The organism is Streptomyces sp. NPDC014676 (assembly GCF_043084105.1).
Lineage (GTDB): Bacteria > Actinomycetota > Actinomycetes > Streptomycetales > Streptomycetaceae > Streptomyces.
On the sequence record NZ_JBIBZI010000007.1, the window covers coordinates 202,844 to 226,361 of the forward strand.

Here is a 23,518-nt window from a genome sequence, read left to right on the forward strand (position 1 = left end):
ACGGCTTGCGGGTCCTGTTGTTTGCCGTTCCACGGCGGGTTCTCGGCTGCGGGTCCGTAGGGGCTGGTCGCGCAGTTTCCCCGCGCCCCCGGGCGTTGCGGCGGGCCTCCGCCTGCACGGCGGCCGTACGTCGGTGCCGGGGGCGATGCTGATGCCGCGCCCCAAGAAATGCCGCTCGTTGCGATTCTCCCGAAGGTGAAGAAGATGCCCCCCGTCAGCCCCGAGCCGATCTCTCCCCGTTCCACCCGCGTGAGTGCCGCCCGGCGGCTCGGCAAGCGGAACTTCCGGGGGAAGGAGCGGCTGTTCCTCGCCGAGGGGCCGCAGGCCGTGCGGGAGGCCGCCGGCCACGGGGACACGCTCGTCGAGCTGTTCGCCACCGTCGAGGCCGCCGAGCGGTACGCCGACATCATCGGCGGGGCCCGCGACGCCGGCGCCCGGATCCACCTCGCCTCCGAGGACGTCATCGCCGACATCTCCACCACCGTCACCCCGCAGGGACTCGTCGGGGTGTGCCGGTTCCTGGACACGCCGTTCGAGGAGATCCTCGCCGCCCGGCCCAGGCTCGTCGCCGTCCTCGCGCACGTCCGCGACCCCGGGAACGCCGGCACCGTGCTGCGCTGCGCCGACGCCGCCGGAGCCGAGGCCGTCGTCCTCACCGACGCCTCCGTCGACCTGTACAACCCCAAGGCCGTGCGTGCCTCCGTCGGCTCCCTGTTCCACCTGCCCGTCGCCGTCGGCGTCCCCGTCGAACGGGCCGTGAGCGGACTGCGGGACGCGGGCGTGCGGCTGCTCGCCGCCGACGGCGCCGGGGACCGGGACCTCGACGACGAGCTCGACAAGGGCACCATGGGCGGGCCCACCGCCTGGGTCTTCGGCAACGAGGCCTGGGGCCTGCCCGAGGAGACCCGCGCCCTCACCGACGCCGTCGTCCGCGTCCCCATCCACGGAAAGGCGGAGAGCCTGAACCTCGCCACCGCCGCCGCCGTATGTCTCTACGCGTCGGCACGTGCACAGCGCGCCGCCGGAGGGTGCCGCTCCGTCACCGGGAACTAGTAGGGTGACCAGCTCGGGGACCCTCCCCCAAGCTCTCGGCAGGACTCGAGCACGGGGCGCCCCGAGGACGTTCGAGAGGTGGGGTACGGGGATGAGCGTCGGCACGAGCAGCGCACCGGGAGCACAGCGGGCGGCGCGCCCGCCCGCGCCCCGGCCCGGTGATCTCGCCGAACTCGGCCTCGACCCCGACCAACTGCCCGACGGACTCGTCGTCGCCGACGAGCACGGACGGGTGATCTGCTTCAACGCGGCGGCCGTCCGCATCACGGCCGTCCCCGCCGGGCAGGCCCTCGGACAGCGGCTGGAGACCGCCCTGCCGTTAGAGGACCTGGAGGGCCGCCGCTGGTGGCAGCTCACCGACCCCTACGGCGGCCTCGCCATCCGCGTCCGCCAGCCTGAACGCAACCTGCTGCTCCCCGGCGGCCGCGAGGTCCTCGTCTCCGCCCGCTACGTCCGCGCCGAACCCACCGGCCCCGTCCGCCGCGTCGTCGTCACCCTGCGCGACACCGAGGCCCGGCGCCGCACCGAGCGCAGCCACGCCGAACTGATCGCCACCGTCGCCCACGAACTGCGCTCCCCACTCACCTCCGTCAAGGGCTTCACGGCCACCCTGCTCGCCAAGTGGGAGCGGTTCACCGACGACCAGAAACGGCTGATGCTGGAGACCGTCGACGCCGACGCCGACCGGGTCACCCGGCTCATCGCCGAGCTGCTCGACATATCCCGCATCGACTCCGGGCGCCTGGAGGTGCGCCGCCAGCCCGTCGACATCGGGGCCGCCGTCGGACGGCACATCCAGGCCTACGTCGCCGCCGGACAGCAGGCCGACCGGTTCCTGCTCCGCGTGCAGCACCCGCTGCCCGACCTGTGGGCCGACCCCGACAAGGTCGACCAGGTGCTCAGCAACCTGCTGGAAAACGCGGTGCGCCACGGCGAGGGAACTGTCACCATCGACATCACGCCCTCGGCGTCCCCGCGCGAACGGGAGGACACCGGCACGTCGGTCACGGTGAGCGACGAGGGGCCCGGCATTCCGGAGGAGTCCATGAACCGCGTCTTCACCCGCTTCTGGCGGGGCAGCAAGCGCGGCGGGACGGGCCTCGGGCTGTACATCGTCAAGGGCATCGTCGAAGCCCACGGCGGCACCATCACGGTCGGACGCGCCCCCGGCGGCGGCGCGCAGTTCCGATTTACGTTGCCCGTGGCGGCCCCCGCGTATCTCACCTGAGATCCGGGCCGGGCCCCACGGGCGCATCCGCGTTCCCCCACCCCGTTAGACTCGGCCTTTGGCACCTTTGTGTCCCAAAAACCAGGACGCACCGTCCCGAGTCGGTACGGGGACCATCAGCCAGCCAATCGGAAGTACGGGAAGAGATGTCGGCACCGAATAAGTCGTACGACCCTGTCGAGGTCGAGGCGTTGAAACCGGAAGAGATCGAGCGCATGCGGGACGAGGCGCTCGCCGCCTTCGCCGCCGCGGACTCCCTCGACGCGCTCCAGGAGGCCAAGGTCGCCCACACCGGCGGCACCTCCCCGCTGTCGCTGGCCAACCGCGAGATCGGCGCCCTGCCGCCGCACGCCAAGGCCGACGCCGGCAAGCGCGTCGGCCAGGCGCGCGGTGCCGTGAACAAGGGCCTCGCCGCCCGTCAGGCCGAACTCGAGGCCGAGCGCGACGCGCGCGTCCTGGTCGAGGAGGCCGTGGACGTCACGCTGCCCCACGACCGCGTCCCGGCCGGCGCCCGCCACCCGCTCACCACGCTCTCGGAGCGCATCGAGGACATCTTCGTGGCCATGGGCTACGAGGTCGCCGAGGGCCCCCAGGTCGAGGCCGAGTGGTTCAACTTCGACGCCCTCAACATCGGCCCGGACCACCCGGCCCGCGGCGAGGCCGACACCTTCTTCGTGCAGGGCCCCGAGGGCGGCACCGAGTCCGGTGTCGTGCTGCGCACCCACACCTCGCCCGTGCAGATCCGCTCCCTGCTCGACCGCGAGCTGCCGGTCTACGTGATCTGCCCCGGCCGGGTGTACCGCACCGACGAGCTGGACGCCACGCACACCCCCGTCTTCCACCAGGTCGAGCTGCTCGCCGTGGACGAGGGCCTGACCATGGCGGACCTCAAGGGCACCCTGGACCACATGGTCCAGTCGCTGTTCGGCGCGGAGATGAAGACCCGGCTGCGGCCGAACTTCTTCCCCTTCACCGAGCCGAGCGCCGAGATGGACATGCTCTGCTACGTCTGCAAGGGCGCGTCCGTCGGCAACCCCGACCGCCCCTGCCGCACCTGCTCCAGCGAAGGCTGGATCGAGCTGGGCGGCTGCGGCATGGTCAACCCGCGGGTGCTCACCGCCTGCGGCGTCGACCCGGAGAAGTACAGCGGCTTCGCCTTCGGGTTCGGCATCGAGCGGATGCTGATGTTCCGCCACAACGTCGAGGACATGCGAGACATGGTCGAGGGTGACGTCCGGTTCACCCGGCCGTTCGGGATGGAGATCTGATGCGGATCCCGCTTTCTTGGCTGCGGGAGTACGTCGACCTGCCGGCGACGGAGACCGGCCGTGACGTACAGGCCAAGCTCATTTCGGCCGGTCTCGAGGTCGAGACCGTCGAGCACCTCGGCGCCGACCTCAAGGGCCCCCTCGTCGTCGGCCAGGTGCTGACCATCGAGGAGCTGGAGGGCTTCAAGAAGCCGATCCGCTTCTGCACGGTCGACGTGGGCCAGGCCAACGGCACCGGTGAGCCGCAGGAGATCGTCTGCGGCGCCCGCAACTTCGCCGTCGGCGACAAGGTCGTCGTGGTCCTCCCCGGCGCCACCCTGCCCGGCGGCTTCTCGATCAGCGCCCGCAAGACCTACGGCAAGACGTCCCACGGCATGATCTGCTCCGCCGACGAGCTGGGCATGGGCGACGACGGCACCCACGGCATCATCGTGCTGCCGCCCGAGACCGAGGTCGGCAAGGACGCCATCGAGCTCCTCGAACTGGTCGACGAGGTCCTGGACATCGCCGTCACCGCCAACCGCGGCGACTGCCTGTCCATCCGCGGCGTCGCCCGCGAGACCGCCATCGCCTACGGCCTGCCGCTGCGCGACCCGGCGCTGCTCGACGTGCCCGGGCCGAACGCCTTCGGCTACCCGGTGCAGGTCTCCGACCCGGCCGGCTGCGACCGCTTCACCGCCCGCACGGTGACCGGGCTCAGCCCCGAGGCGCGCTCCCCGATCTGGCTGAAGCGCCGGCTCCAGAAGGTCGGCATGCGTCCGATCTCGCTCGCCGTCGACGTCACCAACTACGTGATGATGGAGCTCGGCCAGCCGCTGCACGCCTACGACCGCTCCCTGGTCCAGGGCACCATCGGCGTGCGCCGGGCCGAGGAGGGCGAGAAGATCGTCACCCTCGACGGCGTCGAGCGGAAGCTGCACGCCGAGGACCTCGTCATCACCGACGACCGCGGCCCGATCGGCCTCGCGGGCGTCATGGGCGGCGCCGACACGGAGATCGCCGACCACGACGACCTCGAGAAGTCGACCGGCGACGTGGTGATCGAGGCGGCCCACTTCGACCAGGTGTCCATCGCGCGCACCGCCCGTCGGCACAAGCTGTCCTCCGAGGCGTCCCGCCGCTTCGAGCGCGGCGTCGACCCGCAGGCCGCCGCCGCCGCCGCGCAGCGCACCGTCGACCTGCTGGTGCTGCTCGCGGGCGGTACCGCCGAGGCGGGCGTCACCGAGGTCATCGCCCCGACCGCGCCGCACACCATCACCGTCCCCGCCGACCACCCGGACAAGGTCGCGGGGGTGACGTACGGCCGGGAGACCGTCGTACGCCGCCTCCAGGAGGTCGGCTGCGACGTGTACGGCCAGGACGAGCTCATCGTCACCGTGCCGTCCTGGCGGCCCGACCTCACCGACGCCAACGACCTGGCCGAGGAGGTCATCCGGCTGGAGGGCTACGAGAACCTGCCCTCCACGCTGCCCAGGCCGCCGGCCGGCCGAGGCCTGACCGCCCGCCAGCGCCTGCACCGCCGGATCGGCCGCGCCCTGGCCGGGGCCGGTTACGTCGAGGCGCTGAACTACCCGTTCGTCAGCGAGCAGGTCTTCGACCAGCTCGGCCTGGAGGCCGACGACCCGGCCCGCCGCGTCGTCAAGCTGGTCAACCCGCTCAACGACGAGGAGCCCGCGCTGCGCACCTCGCTGCTGCCGGGCCTGCTCGGCGCGCTGCGCCGCAACGACGGCCGGGGCTCGCACGACCTCGCGCTGTTCGAGACCGGCCTGGTCTTCCGGCCGCGCGAGGAGCAGCGGGTCGCCGCGAACCTGCCCGTCGACCGCCGCCCCAGCGAGGCCGACATCGCCGCGCTGGACGCCGCGCTGCCCGACCAGCCGCGGCACGTCGCCGTCGTGCTGGCCGGCGCCCGCGAGCAGGCCGGCTGGTGGGGCAAGGGCCGCGCGGCCGACTGGGCCGACGCGGTGGAGGCCGCCCGGACCGTCGCCCGCGAGGCCGGCGCCGAACTGGGCGTCCGTAAGGGCCAGTACGGGCCGTGGCACCCGGGCCGCTGCGCCGAGCTGACCGTCACCGTCGACGGCGCTGAGCGCGTCATCGGCCACGCCGGTGAGCTGCACCCGCGCGTCCTGAAGACCCTGGGCCTGCCCGCGCGCGGCTGCGCGATGGAGCTGGACCTGGACGCCCTGGAGCAGGTCGGCGACGGCATCCCGCAGGCGCCGGGCATCTCCACCTTCCCGGTCGCCACGCAGGACGTCGCGCTGGTCGTCGACGCGTTCGTGCCCGCCTCGGACGTCGAGGCGGCACTGCGCGAGGGCGCCGGTGAACTGCTGGAGTCCATCCGCCTGTTCGACGTGTACGAGAACGCCGAGCAGCTCGGTGAGGGCCGCAAGTCCCTGGCCTACGCACTCCGCTTCCGCGCGACCGACCGCACCCTGACCGTCGACGAGGCCTCGGCGGCCCGGGAATCGGCGGTCGCCCTGGCGGGCGACCGCACCGGAGCGGTCCTGAGGGGCTGACCCAGCCCGCCCGCCACTCCCGACCCGTCCGCCACTCCCAGCCCGTCCGGCGTTTGAGGGCAAGGGGTCTGGGGCGCAGCCCCAGGGACGATGGGGGTCCCCCGCTCGAGCGAAGCCGAGAGTGGGGGAGGGAAGGGGCGGCGGGGGCGAAAACACAAAAGTCCCCAGCCGCCCGCGAGGACAACCGCACGGAGACCGGCCCACGAGGCCGATAACCACCGGAAACGGGGGGCGTGGGAGGCGCACAGCACGCCTCCCACGCCCCCCGTTCCCCTCATCCCACCGGTCACCTCACTCGTTCGGGTGACTATTCGGGCCGATACGTCCGGATCAGGCCACACGGTCGACAGAATCAGACCGGCCTCTCGAGGCCGGTCTGCGCTGTCCGGGCCTATATGGGGGGCCATCGGCATGATCCGTTTCAAGCCTGGGGCTCCCCGCAGGGTGCCACCCCGGTTCCTGTCCTCACGGGTACCCACCTTCGCGGTGCCCACCGCCCTGGGCGCCACCGCGGTCGCCTACCGGCTGACCTGCCCGCTCGCCTACGACGAAGCCCTCGGCGCGCGCCTCGTCAGCAGCGCCGTGATGTGCGCGATCGTCACCGGCCTGGTGATGCACGTCCGGCGCCGGCTGCTGCGCGAGCTGCGGCTGGCCCGCCGGGCCGCGGAGGCCGCGCAGAGCGCGCTGCTGCGGCCGCCGCCCCCGCGGGTCGACGGCCTGGCCGCCGCCGCGGTCCACCTCTCCGCCGACCCCGGAGCCCGGATCGGCGGCGACCTGTACGAGGTGGTCGCCACCGAGCACGGCGTACGGGCCGTCATCGGTGACGTCCGCGGTCACGGGCTCGGAGCCGTGACGACCGTCGCCGCCGTCCTCGGCAGCTTCCGCGAGGCCGCCCACGACGAGGCCGAACTCGCCGGTGTGCTGCGCCGGCTGGAGCGGGCGATGGACCGGCACCTGCGGGAGCGGGCCCGCGGCGGGCACGACCCGGCGGACGCCGCCCAGGACGGCCCGCCCGGCGAGGAGTTCGTCACCGTCCTGCTGCTGGAGATCCTCCCGGACGGGGGCGTACGGGCCCTGAACTGCGGCCACCCCTGGCCGTATCTGCTGACCGGCGCACGGGCCGAACCGCTCGCCCGCACCGATCCGCTCCCGCCGCTCGGCCCGTTCCCGCTGCCGTCCGAACTCCCCGTCGTGCCCTGCGGGCCCCTGCTGCCCGGCGACGCGCTCGTCCTGTACACGGACGGAGCCGAGGAGGCACGGGACGCCGAGGGCCGGTTCTTCCCGCTGCGGGACGTCCTCACCGAGGCCGCGCGCGAGCACCCGCTCACACCCCGGTCCGTACTGCGCACGGTCCTCACGGCACTGCTGCGGCACACCGTCGGCCCGCCGAAGGACGACGTGGCCCTGCTGATCCTGAGGAACGAGCGGCAGACGGGGGGCACCCCCACCGGGGTGCGCGCCGCAGTGCGGCCGGCCACCGCGCACCCGCACCCGACGGGTCACCTCCGGTCCCCGGCGTGACCGGCGGCACCACGCCGTCCGTCCCGCCACGGAGTGTCGGGCAGGCAGCAGGACGGACGGCGTGGAACGGGCCGTCGCACTGTACGAGGGGGAGCCGACGGCCCGGCCGGCCTCTTTCGAGGCATCTCAGTCAACCGGCCGGACACGTTCGGCGACAGCGCGCGCACACTGCGGATTCGAGCACTCCCTTCACACCCCGTGTGAACGCGCGGCCACTACTCTGTCCGGCACCGAGCCACCGGGGGGCCCTGAATGCAGCCCAATTCTCTGCTCGACGCGATCCTCGACGAGGCCGGGATCTCGCACGCGGGCCTGGCCGCCCACGTCAACCAGGCCGGACGGGCGCGCGGCCTGTCGCTCCGCTACGAACACACCGCCGTGGCGCGCTGGCTGAAGGGACAGCGGCCCCGGGGACAGGTGCCCGACCTGATCTGCGAGGTGCTCGCCGCCCGGCTGCACCGCCAGGTCACCCTCGACGACATCGGCCTCGGCGTGCCCGGCGAGCCGTCCGTCCCGCACACCGGCTCGCTCTCCGGGTTCGTCGAGCGGGCCACCGCGCTGTGGCGCTCCGACCAGCAGCGGCGCCCGCACATACTCGGCGCCCCCGCCGTCACCGGCACGCCCGCCGTCATGCCCGTATGGGAGTGGGAGAACCCGCCCGAGGACATGGACGTCTCCCGCGGCGGCCGGCACCGGGTCACCCCCGGCGACCTCGACACGCTGCGCGCCGCCCGCACCCACTACGAGCAGATGTACCGCAAGGCGGGCGGCGTCGCGACCCGCGCCCGGATCGTCGGCTTCCTCAACACCGAGGCCGCCCCGCTGCTGCGCGGCCGCTACACCGACGCCACCGGCCGCCAACTGCACCGCGCCACCGGCGGCCTGGTGGCGGTCGCCGGCATCTGCGCGTACGACTCCGACGCGCACGGCCTCGCCCAGCGCTACTTCCACCAGGCGCTGCGCCTGGCGAAGGCCAGCGGGGACCGGGGGCTCGGCGCCTACGCGATCGCGCTGCTCGTCAACCAGTCGCTGTACCTGCGGGAGTACCGGCAGGCCGTCGCCTTCGCGGAGGCCGCGCTGCGCGCCGCCGGCACCGACATCACCCCGGCCCTCGCCTCCGACCTGTACGCGATGCAGGCCAAGGCGTACGCGCACCTCGGCGACGGCGGCAGCGCGCTGTCCCGCATCCGGCGGGCCGAGCGGGCCGCCGAGCGGATCCGGCGCGGAACCGAACCCGACGAGACCGGCTACGTCCAGCCCGGCCTGGTCAACGTCCAGGTGGCGGAAGCGCTGCTCAGCCTCGGCGAGCTGGCGGCGGCCGGGGAGCACGCGGCGGCGGCCGTGGACAACCCCGCGCACGACCGGGGCCGGGTGCACCGGCTGGCCATGCTGAGCACCATCGAACTGCGCCAGGGCAACGCCGACAAGGCGGTGGCCGTCGCGGTGCGGATGGCCGAGCAGGCCCGGGGAATGGAGTCGCAGCGGCTGCGGGACAGACTGCGCGAGGTGCGCGAGCACCTCGTCCGCAGCGGCTGCGCGGGCACCGCCGAGGCGGCCGAACTCATCGACGGGGCGTTGCGCGTACCGCTGTAGCACGGGCGCGGTCCAAGGCCCCCCGTGCCCGGCCGCGCGCCTCCGCCGCGCCCGCCGCTGCGCCCTGGGCTGCCTCCCGTGCGCCTGCCTGCCGGGCCGCCGCTGCTGCGATATTGCCCCCTACCCGTCGGAAGGTGGCAGAACCGTGCAGTGGGTGAAGCGAAACGAACAGGCTGTGTACTCAAATCGCTGGTTCAGCGTCAATCTCGCGGATGTCGAGCTGCCGGACGGCCGGCATCTCGACCACTTCCTCATCCGGCTGCGGCCCGTCGCCGTGGCCACGGTGGTCAACGAGGCCGACGAGGTCCTCCTGCTGTGGCGCCACCGCTTCATCACCGACAGCTGGGGATGGGAACTCGCGGCCGGAGTGGTCGAGGACGGCGAGGACATCGCCGGGGCCGCCGCGCGGGAACTGGAGGAGGAGACCGGCTGGCGGCCGGGACCGCTGCACCACCTGATGACCGTGGAACCCTCCAACGGCCTCACCGACGCCCGGCACCACGTCTACTGGTCCGGCGAGGGCGAGTACGTCGGGCACCCCGTGGACGACTTCGAGTCGGACCGCCGGGAGTGGGTGCCCCTGAAAGTGGTCCCCGACCTGGTCGCCGCCGGCGAGGTCCCGGCCGCCGGCATGGCGGCGGCGTTACTCCTGCTGCACCACCTCAGGCTCGGCCAGGACGGCAGGCCCTGAGAACGCCGAGGGCCCGGCACCGCGGGATGCCGGGCCCTCAGGGGGACACTCAGTACGTGTAGAAGCCCGACCCCGACTTCCGGCCCAGCCGGCCCGCGTCGACCATGCGCTGGAGCAGCGGGGGAGCGGCGTACAGGGGCTCCTTGTACTCCTCGTACATCGAGTACGCCACCGAGGCCACCGTGTCCAGGCCGATCAGGTCGGACAGCTTCAGCGGGCCCATCGGGTGGGCGCAGCCCATCTCCATGCCGTTGTCGATGTCCTCACGGCTGGCGATGCCCGACTCGAACATCCGGATCGCGGAGAGCAGATACGGGATCAGCAGCGCGTTCACCACGAAACCGGAGCGGTCCTGGGCGCGGATCGCGTGCTTGCCCAGCGCCTTCTCGGCGAAGACCTGGGCGCGGCTCAGCGTGCCCTCGGAGGTGGTGAGCGCCGGGATCAGCTCGACGAGCTTCTGCACCGGGGCCGGGTTGAAGAAGTGGATGCCGATGACGTGGTCGGGCCGCGAGGTGGCGACCGCCAGCCTCACCAGCGGGATGGAGGAGGTGTTGGAGGCCAGGATCGCGTCCGGCCGGGTCACCACCTGATCGAGGACCTGGAAGATCTCGGTCTTGACCTGCTCGTTCTCGACCACGGCCTCGATCACCAGATCACGGTCGGCGAATTCGCCGAGGTCCGTGGTGAAGCTCAGCCGGGCCTGCGTGGACTCCAGCTCCTCCGCGGAGATCTTGCCGCGCTCGGCCGCCTTCGACAGGGAGTTGAACAGCCGGGTGCGGCCGATCTCCAGGGCCTCGCCGGTGGTCTCGGCGACCTTGACGTCCAGTCCGGCCCGGGCGCACACCTCGGCGATCCCCGCACCCATCTGACCGCAGCCCACCACTCCGACGCGTTCGATGTCGGTCACATCGGTCCTTTCGCTCCTGCTTATGGCCGTGGCAGGTCGCCGGGTCCCGGGTCCTGCTCCGTCCGTGCACGTTACTCCGAAGTATCGATGATCGATCGCGGGGGTGGGGCATCCTGAGCGCGGGACCGCATCCGGCCAGGGGGCGCCGGTGTTCCAGGGGAGGGCGCGATGGGGCGGGTGTCACGCAGGATGTTCGCGACGGCGGCGCTGGCCGCGCTGGCGACGGTGCCGCGGGCGTCCGCCGCGCCGCGGCGGCGCACGGTGCCGGGGGCGGCGGCCGGTGAGATGCGGGGCATGTGGGTGGCCACCGTCACCAACCGGGACTGGCCCTCCCGGCCGGGGCTGAGCGCCGCACGGCAGCGCGCCGAACTGCTCGACCACCTCGACGCGGCCGTCCGCGACCGCCTCAACACCGTGATCTTCCAGGTACGGCCCACCGCCGACGCGCTGTGGCCCTCGCCGCACGAGCCGTGGTCGCGGTACCTCACCGGCACCCAGGGCACCCATCCCGGCTGGGACCCGCTCGGCACGGCCGTCGCGGAGGCCCACGCCCGCGGTCTGGAACTGCACGCCTGGTTCAACCCGTACCGGGTGGCCCTGCACGCCGACCCCACCCGGCTCACCGCCTCCCACCCCGCCCGCCAAAACCCCGGCTGGACCGTCCCGTACGGCGGCAAGCTCTACTACAACCCGGGCCTGCCCGAGGTCCGCGCCTTCGTGCGGGAGGCGATGCTCGACGCGGTGCGCCGCTATCCCGTCGACGCGGTCCACTTCGACGACTACTTCTACCCGTATCCGGTGGCCGGGCAGACCTTCGACGACGACCTCGCCTACGACACCCACGGCGGCGGCTTCCCGGACCGGGCGGCCTGGCGGCGGGACAACGTCGACCGGCTGGTGCGGGAGACGGCCGCCGGGATCAAGGAGATCCGCCCCGGCACCCGCTTCGGCATCAGCCCCTTCGGGGTGTGGCGCAACGCCGACGTGGACGAGCGGGGCTCCGCCACGCACGCGGGCGTGCAGACGTACGACGACCTGCACGCCGACACCCGCCGGTGGGCCCGGGAGAACTGGATCGACTACATCTGCCCCCAGCTCTACTGGAACATCGGCTTCGCCGCCGCCGACTACGCCGAGCTGCTGCCCTGGTGGGCCGAGGTCGTCCGGGGCTCCGGGACCCGGTTGTACGTGGGGGAGGCCCTCTACAAGGCGGGCGACCCGGCCCAGCCCGCGGCCTGGCGGGACCCGGCCGAACTCTCCCGCCACCTCACGCTGGCCGCCGAGCACCCCGAGGTGCGCGGACACGTCTTCTTCGCCGCCCGCGAGGTGACGGCCGACCCGGTCGGGGCGATGGCGCGGGTGGTCGCCGACCACTACCGGCGGCCGGCCGCACCCCCGCGCTGATCCGGGGGAGGGGTGTCGTCGGGATCCCGCCGGGCCGGGCGGGCCCGGCACGCACTCCCCCGGCGCCCCCGCCCGGCGACGACGCCTCCTACCGCTGTCGCGTCGCCCTGTGCCGGATCTCGGTGTCGGGGCCGGGTGAGCACACGCCCTCGTGTCCGTCCTGGAAGCGGACGCGGTAGGGCGGGTTCCCTTCCTGGCCCATCACTTCGACGATCTCTCCGACCTTGTCGTGCTGGCCGACCACCCTGCCGTGCTGGACAAGCTGGTCACCCTCGGTTGCGCGCATCGGGGCCTCCTCTCAACCGCGTGCCCGCTGGGTGACGGCGATGCACACGAGCACAGCCGCGGCCGTCAGCGGGGCGGCCACCGTCAGCTGCTCGTTCAGCAGCAGCACCGACCACACCAGTGTGAGCAGCGGCTGGGCCAGCTGCAACTGGCTGGCCTTGGGGATGCCGATGGCCGCCATGCCCCGGTACCAGACGATCAGCCCGAGGAACTGCGAACCGGCGGCCACCCACAGCAGTCCGGTCACACTGCGCGCGGTCGGCTCCACCGGTTCGACGCTCAGCGCGACCGCGGCGACGGGCAGGGTGAGCGGCAGGCACAGGACCAGCGCCCAGCCGATCACCTGCCAGCCCGGCATCACCCGGGCCAGCCTGCCGCCCTCGGTGTAGCCGGCCGCGCACACCAGCAGCGCCGCGAAGAGGTACAGGTCGGCCGTGGTCAGCGCGCCGCCGCTCTGCTGCACGGTGAACGCCAGCACCGCCGCCGCGCCCGCGAGGGCCGCCGTCCAGAAGGTGCGCGAGGGGCGGGAGCCGACGCGCAGGGCGGACAGCAGCGCCGTGGTCAGCGGGAGCAGGCCGACCACGACGGCCGCGTGCGCGGTGGTCGAGGTCTGCAGGGCGAGGGTGGTCAGCATCGGGAAGCCGAGCACCACCCCCGCGCCGACCACCGCGAGTCCGGGCCAGTGCTTCCGGTCCGGCGGCGGCACGCGCAGCGCGAGCAGACAGCCGCCGGCGATGAGCGTCGCGAGCACACTGCGCACGGCCACCAGCGACCAGGGCCCGAACCCTTCGAGACCCCAGGCGGTGGCCGGGAAGGTGAGGGAGAAGGCGATCACGCCGAGGGCGGCCTGGAGGGTGCCCAAGCCGCGGCGGTCGCGGGGAGCGGTGACTGCTATCGGTGATGCGGCGGTAGCGCTACTCTGTGCTCTCATGCATGAGCGTAGCAGCGTCGATGAACTGGCGGAACGGTTGCGAAGGGAGCTGGACCGCTACTCTCCCGGTGGAAAGCTCCCCTCCAGCCGGGCCCTGGTGGAGCGGTTCCGGGTGAGTCCGGTGACCGTCTCCCGGGCGCTGGCACAGCTCGCCGCCGAGGGTCTGGTGGTCACCCGGCCCGGCGCCGGCGCCTTCCGGGCGCGGCCCCGGGAGGCGGCCGCGCCCGCCGGGGACACCTCCTGGCAGGAGGTCACCCTCAGCGCCGACGGCGCCCCCGACCTCGTACCGCGCTCGGTGGACGCCTCCGGGGTACTGGTCTCGCTGGCCGCCCCGCCGCCCGGGGTGATCGAGTTCAACGGCGGCTATCTGCACCCCTCCCTCCAGCCCGAGCGGGCCATGGCGGCGGCACTGTCCCGCGCCGGACGCCGGCCGGGCGCCTGGGGACGGCCGCCCATGGAGGGGCTGCCCGAACTGCGCGAGTGGTTCGCGCGCAGCATCGGCGGACCGGTCACGGCGGCGGGCGTGCTGGTCACCGCGGGCGGACAGTCCGCGCTGACCACCGCCCTGCGCGCACTCGCCCCGCCGGGCGCCCCCGTCCTCGTCGAGTCGCCCACCTACCCCGGCATGCTCGCCATCGCCCGCGCCGCCGGACTGCGCCCGGTGCCCGTCCCGGTGGACGCGGACGGCGTACGGCCCGCACTGCTCGCGGACGCGTTCCGGGCGACCGGCGCCCGCGTCTTCGTCTGCCAGCCGCTCTTCCAGAACCCCACCGGCGCCGTGCTCGCCCCCGAGCGGCGCGGCGAGGTGCTGCGCATCGCCCGCGAGGCGGGCGCCTTCGTGGTCGAGGACGACTTCGTACGGCGGCTGGTGCACGAGGACGCGGGCCCGCTGCCGCGCCCGCTGGCCGCCGACGACCCCGACGGGGTGGTGGTGCACGTCTGCTCGCTGACCAAGGCGACCTCACCCAGCTTCCGGGTGAGCGCGCTCGCCGCGCACGGTCCGGTCCTGGAACGGCTGCGGGCCATCCAGGTCGTCGACACCTTCTTCGTGCCCCGGCCGCTCCAGGAGGCCACGCTGGAACTCGTCGGCTCGCCCGCCTGGCCGCGCCATCTGCGCGCGATCTCGGTGGCGTTGCGGGCCCGCCGGGACGCGATGACCGCCGCGCTCCGCCTCCACCTGCCCGGACTCGCCCTGCCGCACATCCCGTCCGGCGGCTACCACCTGTGGCCGCGGCTGCCCGACGGCACGTCCGAATCCGCCCTGACCGCCGCCGCCCTGCGCGCGGGCGTCGCCGTCACCCCCGGCCGTCCCTACTTCAGCGCCGAGCCCCCGGCCGGCCACCTCCGGCTGAGCTTCGCGGCGGTGGCCGGCACCGGGGAGATCACCGAGGGCGTACGGCGGCTGCGCGCCGCCTGGGACGAGGTGCTGGGATAAGCGTTCGACGCCGCCCCGCGCGACCTGCGAGCATCCGGTCATGACCGACTCCCCGCGCCTGCCCGAGGGCTACGAGATCTCCACCGACCCCGCCCGCATCGACGCCGAACGCGTGCACCGGTGGCTGTCCACCGACGCCTACTGGGCGCTGGGCCGCTCCCGTGAGAAGCAGGACCGGGCGATCGAGGGCTCGCTCAACTTCGGCGTCCACGACACGCTCACGGGGGAGCAGGTGGCGTACGCCCGGGTCGTCACCGACCGGGCGACCTTCGCCTGGCTGTGCGACGTGTACGTGGACCCGTCGGTGCGCGGCAAGGGCGTCGGTACGGCCCTGGTGGCGGCCGTGCGGGAGGAACTGCGGCCCTGTGGGGTGAAGAGGATCATGCTGGCCACGCACGACGCGCACGGGGTCTACGCGAAGTTCGGTTTCCGGCCGCTGGAGCGGCCCGACCACTGGATGGCGCTCGTCCAGGAATGACGGCGCGCTCCGGGGTATTTGTCCGATGCGTCCCTACCGGCCGGTAAACCCGGATGCACCTTGAGTGACGTCTCCGTGACACCTCTTGACCCGCGCACTCCGGCGTCCCACGATCCCCGCATGGCACTTCGGGTCACGTTCGTCGCCGCCGCGGGGAGCTCCTCGGTGCTCGCCGAACGTTTCGAGGACGACCGGCCGCTGGACCAGGCCGGCTGGAGCGAGGTGCAACGGGCCGCGCACGAACTGCTGCCGCTCGCCGCGGCCGATCTGCGCTACTGCTCCCCGGCCCCGCGCAGCCGCGCCACCGGGGAGGGCCTCGGATACGCGCCACTGGTGCAACTCGCCCTGCGCGACTGCGACATGGGTCGCTGGCGGGGACTGACCCTGGGGGAGGCGATGGCCCGGGAACCGGGGGGCCGTGGACGCCTGGCTCGCCGACCCGCGGTCCACCCCGCACGGGGGTGAGTCACTGCTCGACTTCATCGGCCGGGTCGGCGGCTGGCTCGACACCCGGCCGGTCGAGGACGGCTGCCGGGTCGTCGCGGTGGCCGAGCCGTCGGTGATCCGCGCGGCTCTGGTGTACGTGCTCAAGGCCCCGCCCGCCACGTACTGGAACATCGACGTCCGCTCGCTGTCGGCGATCGGTGTCGCCGGCCGGGCGGGCCGCTGGAACCTGCGCCTCGAAGGGGTGTCCGCTCAGCCCACGCGCGCGTAGCCGGTGGTGAGCTCCAGGTCCTTGGCGGGGCCGCGCACCCGCCAGACCGTCCGCCAGTGGTCGGCGTCCCGGACGGTGAACTCGCCCCGGTAGAGGTCGGCCGAGCAGGGGTGGTCGGCGACGTACCGTCCCGCGGTGAGGTCCAGGCCGTGGAAGGGGCGCCCGTCCGCGAACCGTACGTCCGCCGTGCCGCCCGGTCCGGGCAGGAAGCGCAGGGTCCGCTCGGCGGGCCGGGTGACGCCCCGCCAGGTGAAGTCGCCGGACTCGCTCTGCAGCAGGCCGCCGCCCTCCAGCGGGCCGAAAACGACCGCTCCCTCGAAACGCCCCTCCTCGCCGCTCGCCAGGTCCCGCACGGTCCGTTCCGCCCGCCAGCGGCCGCTCAGATAACCCAGTGTGTCGGGCACTGGCCAGAACTCACCCATCCCGCCTCGTTCCCGCGTGGTGTCCGTCGTCGCACGCCCCATTGACGTGCTCCTGTCTCCTCCCTATCTTGCCGTTCGAAGTGCTGACCATTGGTCGATATATCGAACACCTCCTAGAGTCACTCACTCCTAGAGAGAGCCGCCGAGTGTCCATGTCACGCACAGCACGCCACCGCGCCCGCCTCGGGCTCACCGCCACCGCCCTCCTGACGGCCGCCGCCCTCGTCCCGGCCCCCGCGCACGCCGAGGACACCACCGACTACACGATCACCGTCGACCCGGGCGCCGAGGGCGCGGAGATCGACGACACGATGTACGGCGTCTTCTTCGAGGACATCAACCGGGCCGCCGACGGCGGTCTGTACGCCGAACTCGTGCAGAACCGGTCCTTCGAGTACTCCACCGCCGACAACGGCTCCTACACCCCCCTGACCTCCTGGTCGGTGGGCGGCACGGCCGAGGTGGTGAACGACTCCGGCAGGCTCAACGAGCGCAACCGCAACCACCTCTCCCTGGCCGCCGGTTCGTCGGTCACGAACTCCGGCTACAACACCGGCATCCGGGTCGAGGAGGGTGAGCGGTACGACTTCTCGGTGTGGGCCCGCGCCGAGGGCGCCACCACCCTCACCGTCACGCTGAAGGACGCCGCCGGTGAGCTCGCGAAGGCCCGCAAGGTGGCCGTCGAGGGCGGCTGGGCCAAGTACGAGACCACCTTCAAGGCGTCCCGTACCAGCAATCGCGGCCGGCTCGCCGTCGCCACCACGGACGCGGCGGCCCTCGACATGGTGTCGCTGTTCCCGCGCGAGACGTACAAGAACCAGCCCAACGGGCTGCGCGAGGACCTCGCCGAGAAGATCGCCGCCCTGGAACCGGGCTTCGTCCGCTTCCCCGGCGGCTGCCTGGTCAACACCGGCTCCATGGAGGACTACAGCGAGGCCTCCGGTTGGCAGCGCAAGCGCTCCTACCAGTGGAAGGACACCGTCGGCCCGGTCGAGGAGCGCGCCACCAACGCCAACTTCTGGGGCTACAACCAGAGTTACGGCCTCGGCTACTACGAGTACTTCCGCTTCGCCGAGGACATCGGCGCCATGCCGCTGCCCGTCGTCCCCGCGCTGGTCACCGGCTGCGGCCAGAACAAGGCCACCGACGACGAGGCACTGCTGAAGCGGCACATCCAGGACACCCTCGACCTGATCGAGTTCGCCAACGGCCCGGCCGACTCCACCTGGGGCAAGGTCCGCGCCGGGATGGGCCACCGCAAGCCCTTCGGCCTCACCCACATCGCCGTCGGCAACGAGGAGAACCTGCCGCGCGAGTTCTTCGCCCGCTTCCAGCGGTTCCGGGCCGCCATCGAGGCGGAGCACCCGGACATCACCGTCGTCTCCAACTCCGGCCCCGACGACTCCGGCACCACCTTCGACACCGCCTGGCAGCTGAGCCGCGAGGGCGGGGTCGACATGGTCGACGAGCACTACTACAACAGCCCGCAGTGGTTCCTCCAGAACAACGACCGCTACGACTCCTACGACAGGAACGGCCCGAAGGTCTTCCTCGGCGAGTACGCCTCCCAGGGCAACGCCTGGAAGAACGGCCTCGCCGAAGCCGCCTTCATGACCGGCCTGGAACGCAACGCCGACATCGTCGAGCTGGCCTCGTACGCGCCGCTGCTCGCCAACGAGGACTACGTCCAGTGGTCGCCGGACATGATCTGGTTCAACAACCACGCCTCCTGGGGCTCGGCGAACTACGAGGTCCAGAAGCTGTTCATGACCAACGTCGGCGACCGCGTGGTCCCGTCGGAGGCGAGTACCACCCCGGACGTCAGCGGCCCCATCACCGGAGCGGTCGGCCTGTCGACGTGGGCGACGAGCGCGGCGTACGACGACGTGAAGGTGACCGCCGCCGACGGCACGACGCTGCTGACCGACGACTTCTCCGGTGACGCCTCGCGGTGGACGCAGCGAGGGGGCGGAAGCTGGAGCGTCCAGGACGGGCAGTACGTGCAGACCGACGAGGCCGCCGAGAACACCCTGGTCACGGCAGGGGACCCGGCCTGGCAGGACTACGATCTCCATGTGAAGGCCACCAAGAAGGCAGGCAAGGAGGGCTTCCTCGTCGCCTTCGGCGTCAAGGACACCGGCAACTACTACTGGTGGAACCTCGGCGGCTGGAACAACACCCAGTCCGCCGTCGAGCAGGCCTCGGACGGCGGCAAGTCGACACTGATCTCCAAGGCCGGGTCGATCGAGACGGGCCGCGCCTACGACATCGACGTCAAGGTGCGGGGCCGCCAGGTGATCCTCTACCTCGACGGCCAGGAGTGGGGCCGCTTCACCGACGACAAGCCGGCCGAGCCGTTCCGCCAGGTGATCACCGAGGACGCCCGCACCGGCGACCTGATCGTCAAGGTCGTCAACGCCCGGCCGTCCGAGGCCCGCACCGCGATCGACCTCGGCGGCGCGAGGGTCTCCTCCACGGCCCGCGTGACCACCCTGGCCGCCGACGCGGACGCGGTGAACACCGAGACGGACGCCCCGGTCACCCCGGTGACGTCCACCTTCAGGGACGTCGACAGCGAGTTCACGTACACCTTCCCGGCGAACTCCGTCACCTTCCTGCGGATCAAGCAGAGGTAGGCGCAAGAGTCGAGCGGGCCGCTGTCCGAGGGGCAGCGGCCCGCACCGTTCGTCATCTGTCGCTCGCCGTGCGCAGGCCGTCCCGGGCTGAGCGCGCAGTTCCCCGCGCCCGCCCGCAAGGTCCGTTAATCTTCCGGTCATTCACTCGACATTTCTTATTCCGAATTGCGTAACGTCTCACCGTGAAAAGGCCTGTCGAGCCATTCGGAATTCGCTTCCTCATTTTTTCGGTACGGCACAACCAACCGGAAACTTCTTCCGTCTAAGGCAGCGAACAGACGGACGGGGCGCCATGTGTCCCGAATTTCCCGGGAGCCTGCTGAAAATGGAAAGCTCGACGCTGCCCCAGCTGTCTCTGCGGACAGGGGCAGGGGTGTGACACCGGTACCCGCTCCGGAGCCGAAGGCCCGTGCCGCCCTGCTCGCGGCCGCCCTCACCGTCACGGTGCTCTGCGCCGCCGACGCCGTCGCCCGCAGCTACCCCTTCGGCCCACACACCCGGAGCGTCAACGACCTGGGCAACCAGTACGTGCCGTTCCACGCCCATCTGTGGGACCTGCTGCACGGCCGGGCCGACGGCGGTCTCCTCATCAACTGGCAGTCCGGGTTCGGCGCGAGCTTCCTGCCCGATCTCGGTACCTACCTCAGCAGCCCCTTCGCCCTGCTCGTGGCGCTCTTCCCGCGCGACGAGATCGACCTCGCCGTGTACGTGATCACCCTGCTGAAGGTGGCCTGTGCGGGCGCCGCGATGGCCTGGCTGCTGCTGCGGCTGCGCCCGGGCCGCTGGTGGGCGGCGGGTCTGCTGGGCGCGGCGTACGCCCTGTGCGGCTGGACCGTGGCGGACTCCTCGTACAACCCGATGTGGCTCGACGGCCTGCTCGCTCTGCCGCTGCTGTGCCTGGTCGGCGAATGGACGCTGACCGGACAGCGGCGACTGCTCGGGGTGCTCGTCGTGGCGTTCGCCTGGATCGCCAACTTCTACACCGCCTACATGGCCACCCTCGCCGCCGGTCTGGTCCTGCTGCTCCGGCTGTGGCTCTCCGGCCTGCCGCGCCGGCGGCGGCTCGCGGCGGCCGGCCGGGCGGGCGTCACCGCCGCCCTCGGAGTCGGCCTGGCCGCACCGCTGATCACGGTGATCTACTTAGGCACCAAGCACGCCTACCCGGGCCGGGTCCGGCAGTTCGCGCCGGTCCCGACGGAGGACCTGCTGGCCCGCCTGCTGCCGACGACGTACAGCTTCGGCACACCGGCCGTCTACACGGGCCTCACGGCGCTGGTGCTCGCCCTCGCCCTGCCCTTCCACCGGGCCGCTCCCCGACGGGTGCGCACCGGGTGGACGCTGCTCGTGCTCGCGGTGGCGCTGTCGTTGCAATGGGGCCCCACCCACCTGCTGTGGCATGCCTTCGCCACGCCGCAGGGCAGCCCGTACCGCCAGACCTTCGTGCTGTGCGCGCTGATCGTGATCGCCGCCTGGCACACGCTCTCCTACGGCCCGCCCGGTGGACGGGCGCTGGGCGCCGCGGGCGCGCTGCTCGCGCTGATCGTCGCCGTCGCGAGCCGGAGCGACCTGGTGCGCTCCTTCACCTGGCCGGTGCTGCTGCTCGCCGCCGTGGCCGAGCTGGGCGGGCTGGCCCTGCTCGGCCACGTGGACGCGGGCCGCAGGGCCTTCGCCGTGGGCGAGCCGCCCGGCGGCGGCCGGTGGCGTGCGGTGCCGGCGGGCCTCGCCGTGGTGCTGCTCCTCGGCGGGCAGCTCGGTGAGACCACCGCCACCGCCGCCGCGGCCGAGCGCATGCGGCTGGACCGGCTCGACGACTACGCGCCCTGGGGAGCCCGGCAGCGGACACAGGCGGAGGCGATCGCCGCCGCCGACGGCTGGCCCCGCCACCGCACCGACCCCGGCCGTGAGCAGACCGTCGGCAACGACCCGCTGCTGGTCGGCGGTCAGGGCGCCCAGTACTACAGCAGCCTGACCTCCGACGTCCTCAGCCGCACCCTCGTCGCCCTCGGCGGCGGCTACACCTCCCGGGGCCGCAACCTCCAGAGCCTGGACAACGCCGTCACGGACGTGATCTTCTCCGTCGGCGCGCGCGTGCACTCTCCGCCGGACCCGCACCAGAACTGGTTCCCGCAGGACGGCAGAGGGGTGAGCGTGTCCCGGCGGGCCGTGCCGCCCCTGGTCACGGTCCGGCCGTCCGACGGGCCCGCTCACGGGCGCACGGACGTCTCCGCGTTCGGGCCGTCGCCGTACCGCAACCAGGAACTGCTGCTGGGCACCCGCGTCCACACCGTGCCCCGCCTCACCGTGCGCACCGCTTCCGGGAAGCAGCCGCACCGCAGCACCGGTGTGCGGTCGGGCCTGAAGATCGGTGTCCCGCCCGCCGGGACCGCCGGGGGCAGGCCGACGATCACCGCCCGGTGCCCGGCCGGCAGCGAGGTGTACCTGTGGGCGCCGCACTTCTCGGGCACCGCCCGGCTGACCGGGGCCGACGGCTCGACCGGGCGGTTCCGGTCCGACCCCGGCACCAAGATCGCCGCCATGGAGCCGCTCGGCACCGTCCCGGCCTCCGGGCACCTGCGGATCGAGCTGTCCCCGAACCGCACCGGTGTCGTCCCGGACGGCGCGGTCGGCTGCCTGGACAGAGCCCGGCTGCGCACCGCCGCCGACCGGCTCCGCTCCACCGGCGCCACCGAGGTGAGCGTCTCCGACGGCACCGTACGGGCCGAACTCCCCGCCGGCAGCACCGGGACCGCCGTGCTCGCGGCTCCCCGGATCGCCGGGTGGCGCTGTGCCGCGGGAGACGCCCCCGCCGTACCCGCCAAGGAGTACTACGGTCTGATCGCCGTCCCCCTCGACGGTTCCGCGACCAGTGTCACCTGCACCTTCCACCCGCCCGGTCTGCGGCTGGGCGGGGCCGTCGGGGGCGCCTCGCTCCTGGCGCTGATCCTGCTCGGCACCCTCACCGCCGTCCGCCGGCGGCGCACCACGGCACCGCCGATGACCACACCACCGCACGAGCGCCTGACCCGCGCCACCTGACGTCCAGGGGGAGAGCCATGCTCATATCGATCGTCGCGCCCTGCTACAACGAGGAAGACGTCCTCGAACGGTTCCACGACGAGGTCCAGAAGGTCGCCGACGAACTCCTGCCGCTCGGCCACGACATGGAGTTCGTGTACGTCGACGACGGCAGCCACGACCGCACTCTCGCCGTCCTGCAGCAACTGGCCGACCGCGATCCGCGCGTGCGGTACGTCTCCTTCAGCCGCAACTTCGGCAAGGAGGCCGCCCTGCTCGCCGGCCTGCGCCACGCCAAGGGGGACTCCTCGATCGTCATGGACGCAGACCTCCAGCACCCGCCGGAACTGATCACACGCATGGTCGACCTGCGTGCGCAGGGTTACGACCAGGTCATCGCCCGGCGCACCAGGAGCGGCGACCGGGTCACCCGTACCCTCACCGCCCGCCTGTACTACCGGCTCGTCAACCGGCTCGTCGACGTCGAACTCGTGGACGGCGTCGGCGACTTCCGGCTGCTGTCCCGGCGCGTGGTGGACGCGGTCCTGAACCTCACCGAGTACAACCGCTTCTCCAAGGGCCTGTTCGCCTGGGTCGGATTCCCCAGCACCACCTTCGAGTACGAGAACGCCGTACGCGAGCACGGCCGCAGCTCCTGGACACTGCGCAGGCTGCTCAACTACGGCCTCGACGGCCTGCTCTCCTTCAACAACAGGCCCCTGCGCGCCGCCCTCTACCTGGGTATGGGCCTGCTGCTGTGCGCCGGGCTCTACACCGCGTGGATCGTGGGCGCCGCGCTCGTCAACGGGGTGCAGACCCCCGGCTACGTCACGATCATCACCGTCGTCACCGCCCTCGTCGGAGTGCAGATGATCATGCTCGGGGTGATCGGAGAGTACACCGGCCGGATCTACTACGAGGTCAAGCGGCGCCCGCACTTCCTGGTGCAGGCGACCAATGCGGAACGTGCCGACGACCACGCCCCGCGCGGCACGACGAAAGACCTCATTCCCTGATGAGAAGGCAGGTCATCGTCTTCGCCATGATCGGCGTCGTGAACACGGCCACCTATTACGGCCCCTACCTGTTGTTCCTGACCCGTTTCCCTTATCTCGTCGCCCATGTCATCGCGACCCTGCTCAGCATGACCGGATCCTTTTTCCTCAACGCCAAGTTCACCTACCGGACGCGGCCCACCTGGCGGAAATTCCTGATGTTCCCGCTGACCAACGCCGCGAACTTCCTGGTCACGACCGTGGGCGTCTATGTGCTCGTCGACCTGCTGCACGTCGGCAGCCGCTTCGCCCCGCTGCTCGCCTCGCTGGCCGCGATCCCGGTGACCTTCGTGGTCTCCCGGTGGATCATGCTCCCGGCGGCGGAGGCCGCGCCGACGAGGGCGGAGCCCACACGGATTGCATAAACC

18 protein-coding genes and 1 pseudogene are annotated in these 23,518 nt (G+C 72.5%); 15 read left to right on the plus strand and 4 right to left on the minus strand.

Translation table 11 applies throughout. The features are described from left to right. Positions 1-204 precede the first annotated feature (204 nt). The 7 genes from ACF1DX_RS21430 to ACF1DX_RS21460 all read left to right on the plus strand — a co-directional run bounded on the left by ACF1DX_RS21430 (position 205) and on the right by ACF1DX_RS21460 (position 9,867). A complete protein-coding gene (locus ACF1DX_RS21430) occupies positions 205-1,053 on the plus strand; it encodes a TrmH family RNA methyltransferase (RefSeq protein WP_391792732.1) in 849 nt (282 codons plus the stop codon). 91 nt (positions 1,054-1,144) lie between these two features. Then, positions 1,145-2,281: an ATP-binding protein gene (locus ACF1DX_RS21435; RefSeq protein ID WP_391792733.1), complete on the plus strand. Its 1,137-nt coding sequence runs from the start codon at positions 1,145-1,147 to the stop codon at positions 2,279-2,281. Positions 2,282-2,427: 146 nt separating this feature from the next. Then, positions 2,428-3,549 (plus strand): phenylalanine--tRNA ligase subunit alpha, encoded by a 1,122-nt coding sequence (gene pheS / locus ACF1DX_RS21440; protein WP_391792734.1) that lies wholly within the window; start codon positions 2,428-2,430, stop codon positions 3,547-3,549. After that, complete coding sequence (pheT, locus tag ACF1DX_RS21445; protein ID WP_391792735.1) at positions 3,549-6,062, plus strand: phenylalanine--tRNA ligase subunit beta; 2,514 nt, start codon at positions 3,549-3,551, stop codon at positions 6,060-6,062. The genes pheS and pheT overlap by 1 nt, the downstream gene beginning before the upstream one ends. 411 nt (positions 6,063-6,473) lie before the next feature. Beyond that, positions 6,474-7,583, plus strand: coding sequence for a PP2C family protein-serine/threonine phosphatase (locus ACF1DX_RS21450; RefSeq protein ID WP_391792736.1), 1,110 nt, complete (start codon positions 6,474-6,476; stop codon positions 7,581-7,583). 252 nt (positions 7,584-7,835) lie between these two features. After that, positions 7,836-9,176: a transcriptional regulator gene (locus ACF1DX_RS21455; RefSeq protein WP_391792737.1), complete on the plus strand. Its 1,341-nt coding sequence runs from the start codon at positions 7,836-7,838 to the stop codon at positions 9,174-9,176. Between the two features lie 145 nt (positions 9,177-9,321). Then, the gene (locus tag ACF1DX_RS21460) at positions 9,322-9,867 is read left to right on the plus strand and encodes an NUDIX hydrolase (protein ID WP_391792738.1); all 546 of its coding nucleotides are present in this window, start codon (positions 9,322-9,324) and stop codon (positions 9,865-9,867) included. A 49-nt stretch (positions 9,868-9,916) separates the two neighbouring features. On the opposite strand, the gene ACF1DX_RS21465 is transcribed toward ACF1DX_RS21460, so the two are convergent. Beyond that, positions 9,917-10,774 carry a 3-hydroxybutyryl-CoA dehydrogenase gene (locus ACF1DX_RS21465; protein WP_391792739.1) on the minus strand — a complete coding sequence of 286 codons (858 nt, stop codon included), beginning with the start codon at positions 10,772-10,774 and terminating at the stop codon, positions 9,917-9,919. Positions 10,775-10,963: 189 nt separating this feature from the next. Between ACF1DX_RS21465 and ACF1DX_RS21470 the strand changes: the two genes are divergently transcribed. Next, complete coding sequence (locus tag ACF1DX_RS21470; protein WP_391792909.1) at positions 10,964-12,178, plus strand: glycoside hydrolase family 10 protein; 1,215 nt, start codon at positions 10,964-10,966, stop codon at positions 12,176-12,178. A gap of 88 nt (positions 12,179-12,266) precedes the next feature. Here ACF1DX_RS21470 and ACF1DX_RS21475 read toward each other — a convergent pair whose 3' ends face one another. Further along, a complete protein-coding gene (locus ACF1DX_RS21475) occupies positions 12,267-12,464 on the minus strand; it encodes a DUF1918 domain-containing protein (RefSeq protein WP_085575587.1) in 198 nt (65 codons plus the stop codon). Positions 12,465-12,476: 12 nt separating this feature from the next. Then, the gene (locus ACF1DX_RS21480) at positions 12,477-13,394 is read right to left on the minus strand and encodes a DMT family transporter (RefSeq protein ID WP_391792740.1); all 918 of its coding nucleotides are present in this window, start codon (positions 13,392-13,394) and stop codon (positions 12,477-12,479) included. On the opposite strand from ACF1DX_RS21480, the gene ACF1DX_RS21485 reads away from it, so the two are divergent. The 3 genes and pseudogenes from ACF1DX_RS21485 (at position 13,393) to ACF1DX_RS21495 (ending at position 16,022) form a co-directional block, all read left to right on the plus strand. Beyond that, positions 13,393-14,829, plus strand: coding sequence for a PLP-dependent aminotransferase family protein (locus ACF1DX_RS21485; RefSeq protein WP_391792741.1), 1,437 nt, complete (start codon positions 13,393-13,395; stop codon positions 14,827-14,829). The genes ACF1DX_RS21480 and ACF1DX_RS21485 overlap by 2 nt on opposite strands. 40 nt (positions 14,830-14,869) lie before the next feature. Beyond that, positions 14,870-15,307, plus strand: a complete 438-nt coding sequence (locus ACF1DX_RS21490; protein ID WP_391792742.1) for a GNAT family N-acetyltransferase — start codon at positions 14,870-14,872, stop codon at positions 15,305-15,307. A gap of 120 nt (positions 15,308-15,427) precedes the next feature. After that, a pseudogene (locus tag ACF1DX_RS21495) lies at positions 15,428-16,022 on the plus strand (histidine phosphatase family protein). Here the strand turns inward: ACF1DX_RS21495 and ACF1DX_RS21500 are convergent. Then, positions 16,004-16,444 carry a DUF6314 family protein gene (locus ACF1DX_RS21500; protein ID WP_391792910.1) on the minus strand — a complete coding sequence of 147 codons (441 nt, stop codon included), beginning with the start codon at positions 16,442-16,444 and terminating at the stop codon, positions 16,004-16,006. The pseudogene ACF1DX_RS21495 and the gene ACF1DX_RS21500 sit on opposite strands and share 19 nt — an antisense overlap. 152 nt (positions 16,445-16,596) lie before the next feature. On the opposite strand from ACF1DX_RS21500, the gene ACF1DX_RS21505 reads away from it, so the two are divergent. The 4 genes from ACF1DX_RS21505 to ACF1DX_RS21520 all read left to right on the plus strand — a co-directional run bounded on the left by ACF1DX_RS21505 (position 16,597) and on the right by ACF1DX_RS21520 (position 23,515). After that, the gene (locus ACF1DX_RS21505) at positions 16,597-19,080 is read left to right on the plus strand and encodes an alpha-L-arabinofuranosidase C-terminal domain-containing protein (protein ID WP_391792743.1); all 2,484 of its coding nucleotides are present in this window, start codon (positions 16,597-16,599) and stop codon (positions 19,078-19,080) included. Positions 19,081-19,455: 375 nt separating this feature from the next. After that, complete coding sequence (locus ACF1DX_RS21510) at positions 19,456-22,116, plus strand: YfhO family protein (RefSeq protein ID WP_391792744.1); 2,661 nt, start codon at positions 19,456-19,458, stop codon at positions 22,114-22,116. A gap of 17 nt (positions 22,117-22,133) precedes the next feature. Then, on the plus strand, positions 22,134-23,111 hold the full coding sequence (locus ACF1DX_RS21515; RefSeq protein ID WP_391792745.1) for a glycosyltransferase family 2 protein: 978 nt from the start codon (positions 22,134-22,136) through the stop codon (positions 23,109-23,111). Next, positions 23,111-23,515: a GtrA family protein gene (locus ACF1DX_RS21520; RefSeq protein ID WP_391792746.1), complete on the plus strand. Its 405-nt coding sequence runs from the start codon at positions 23,111-23,113 to the stop codon at positions 23,513-23,515. Before ACF1DX_RS21515 ends, ACF1DX_RS21520 begins: the two co-directional genes overlap by 1 nt. Positions 23,516-23,518: the final 3 nt, after the last annotated feature.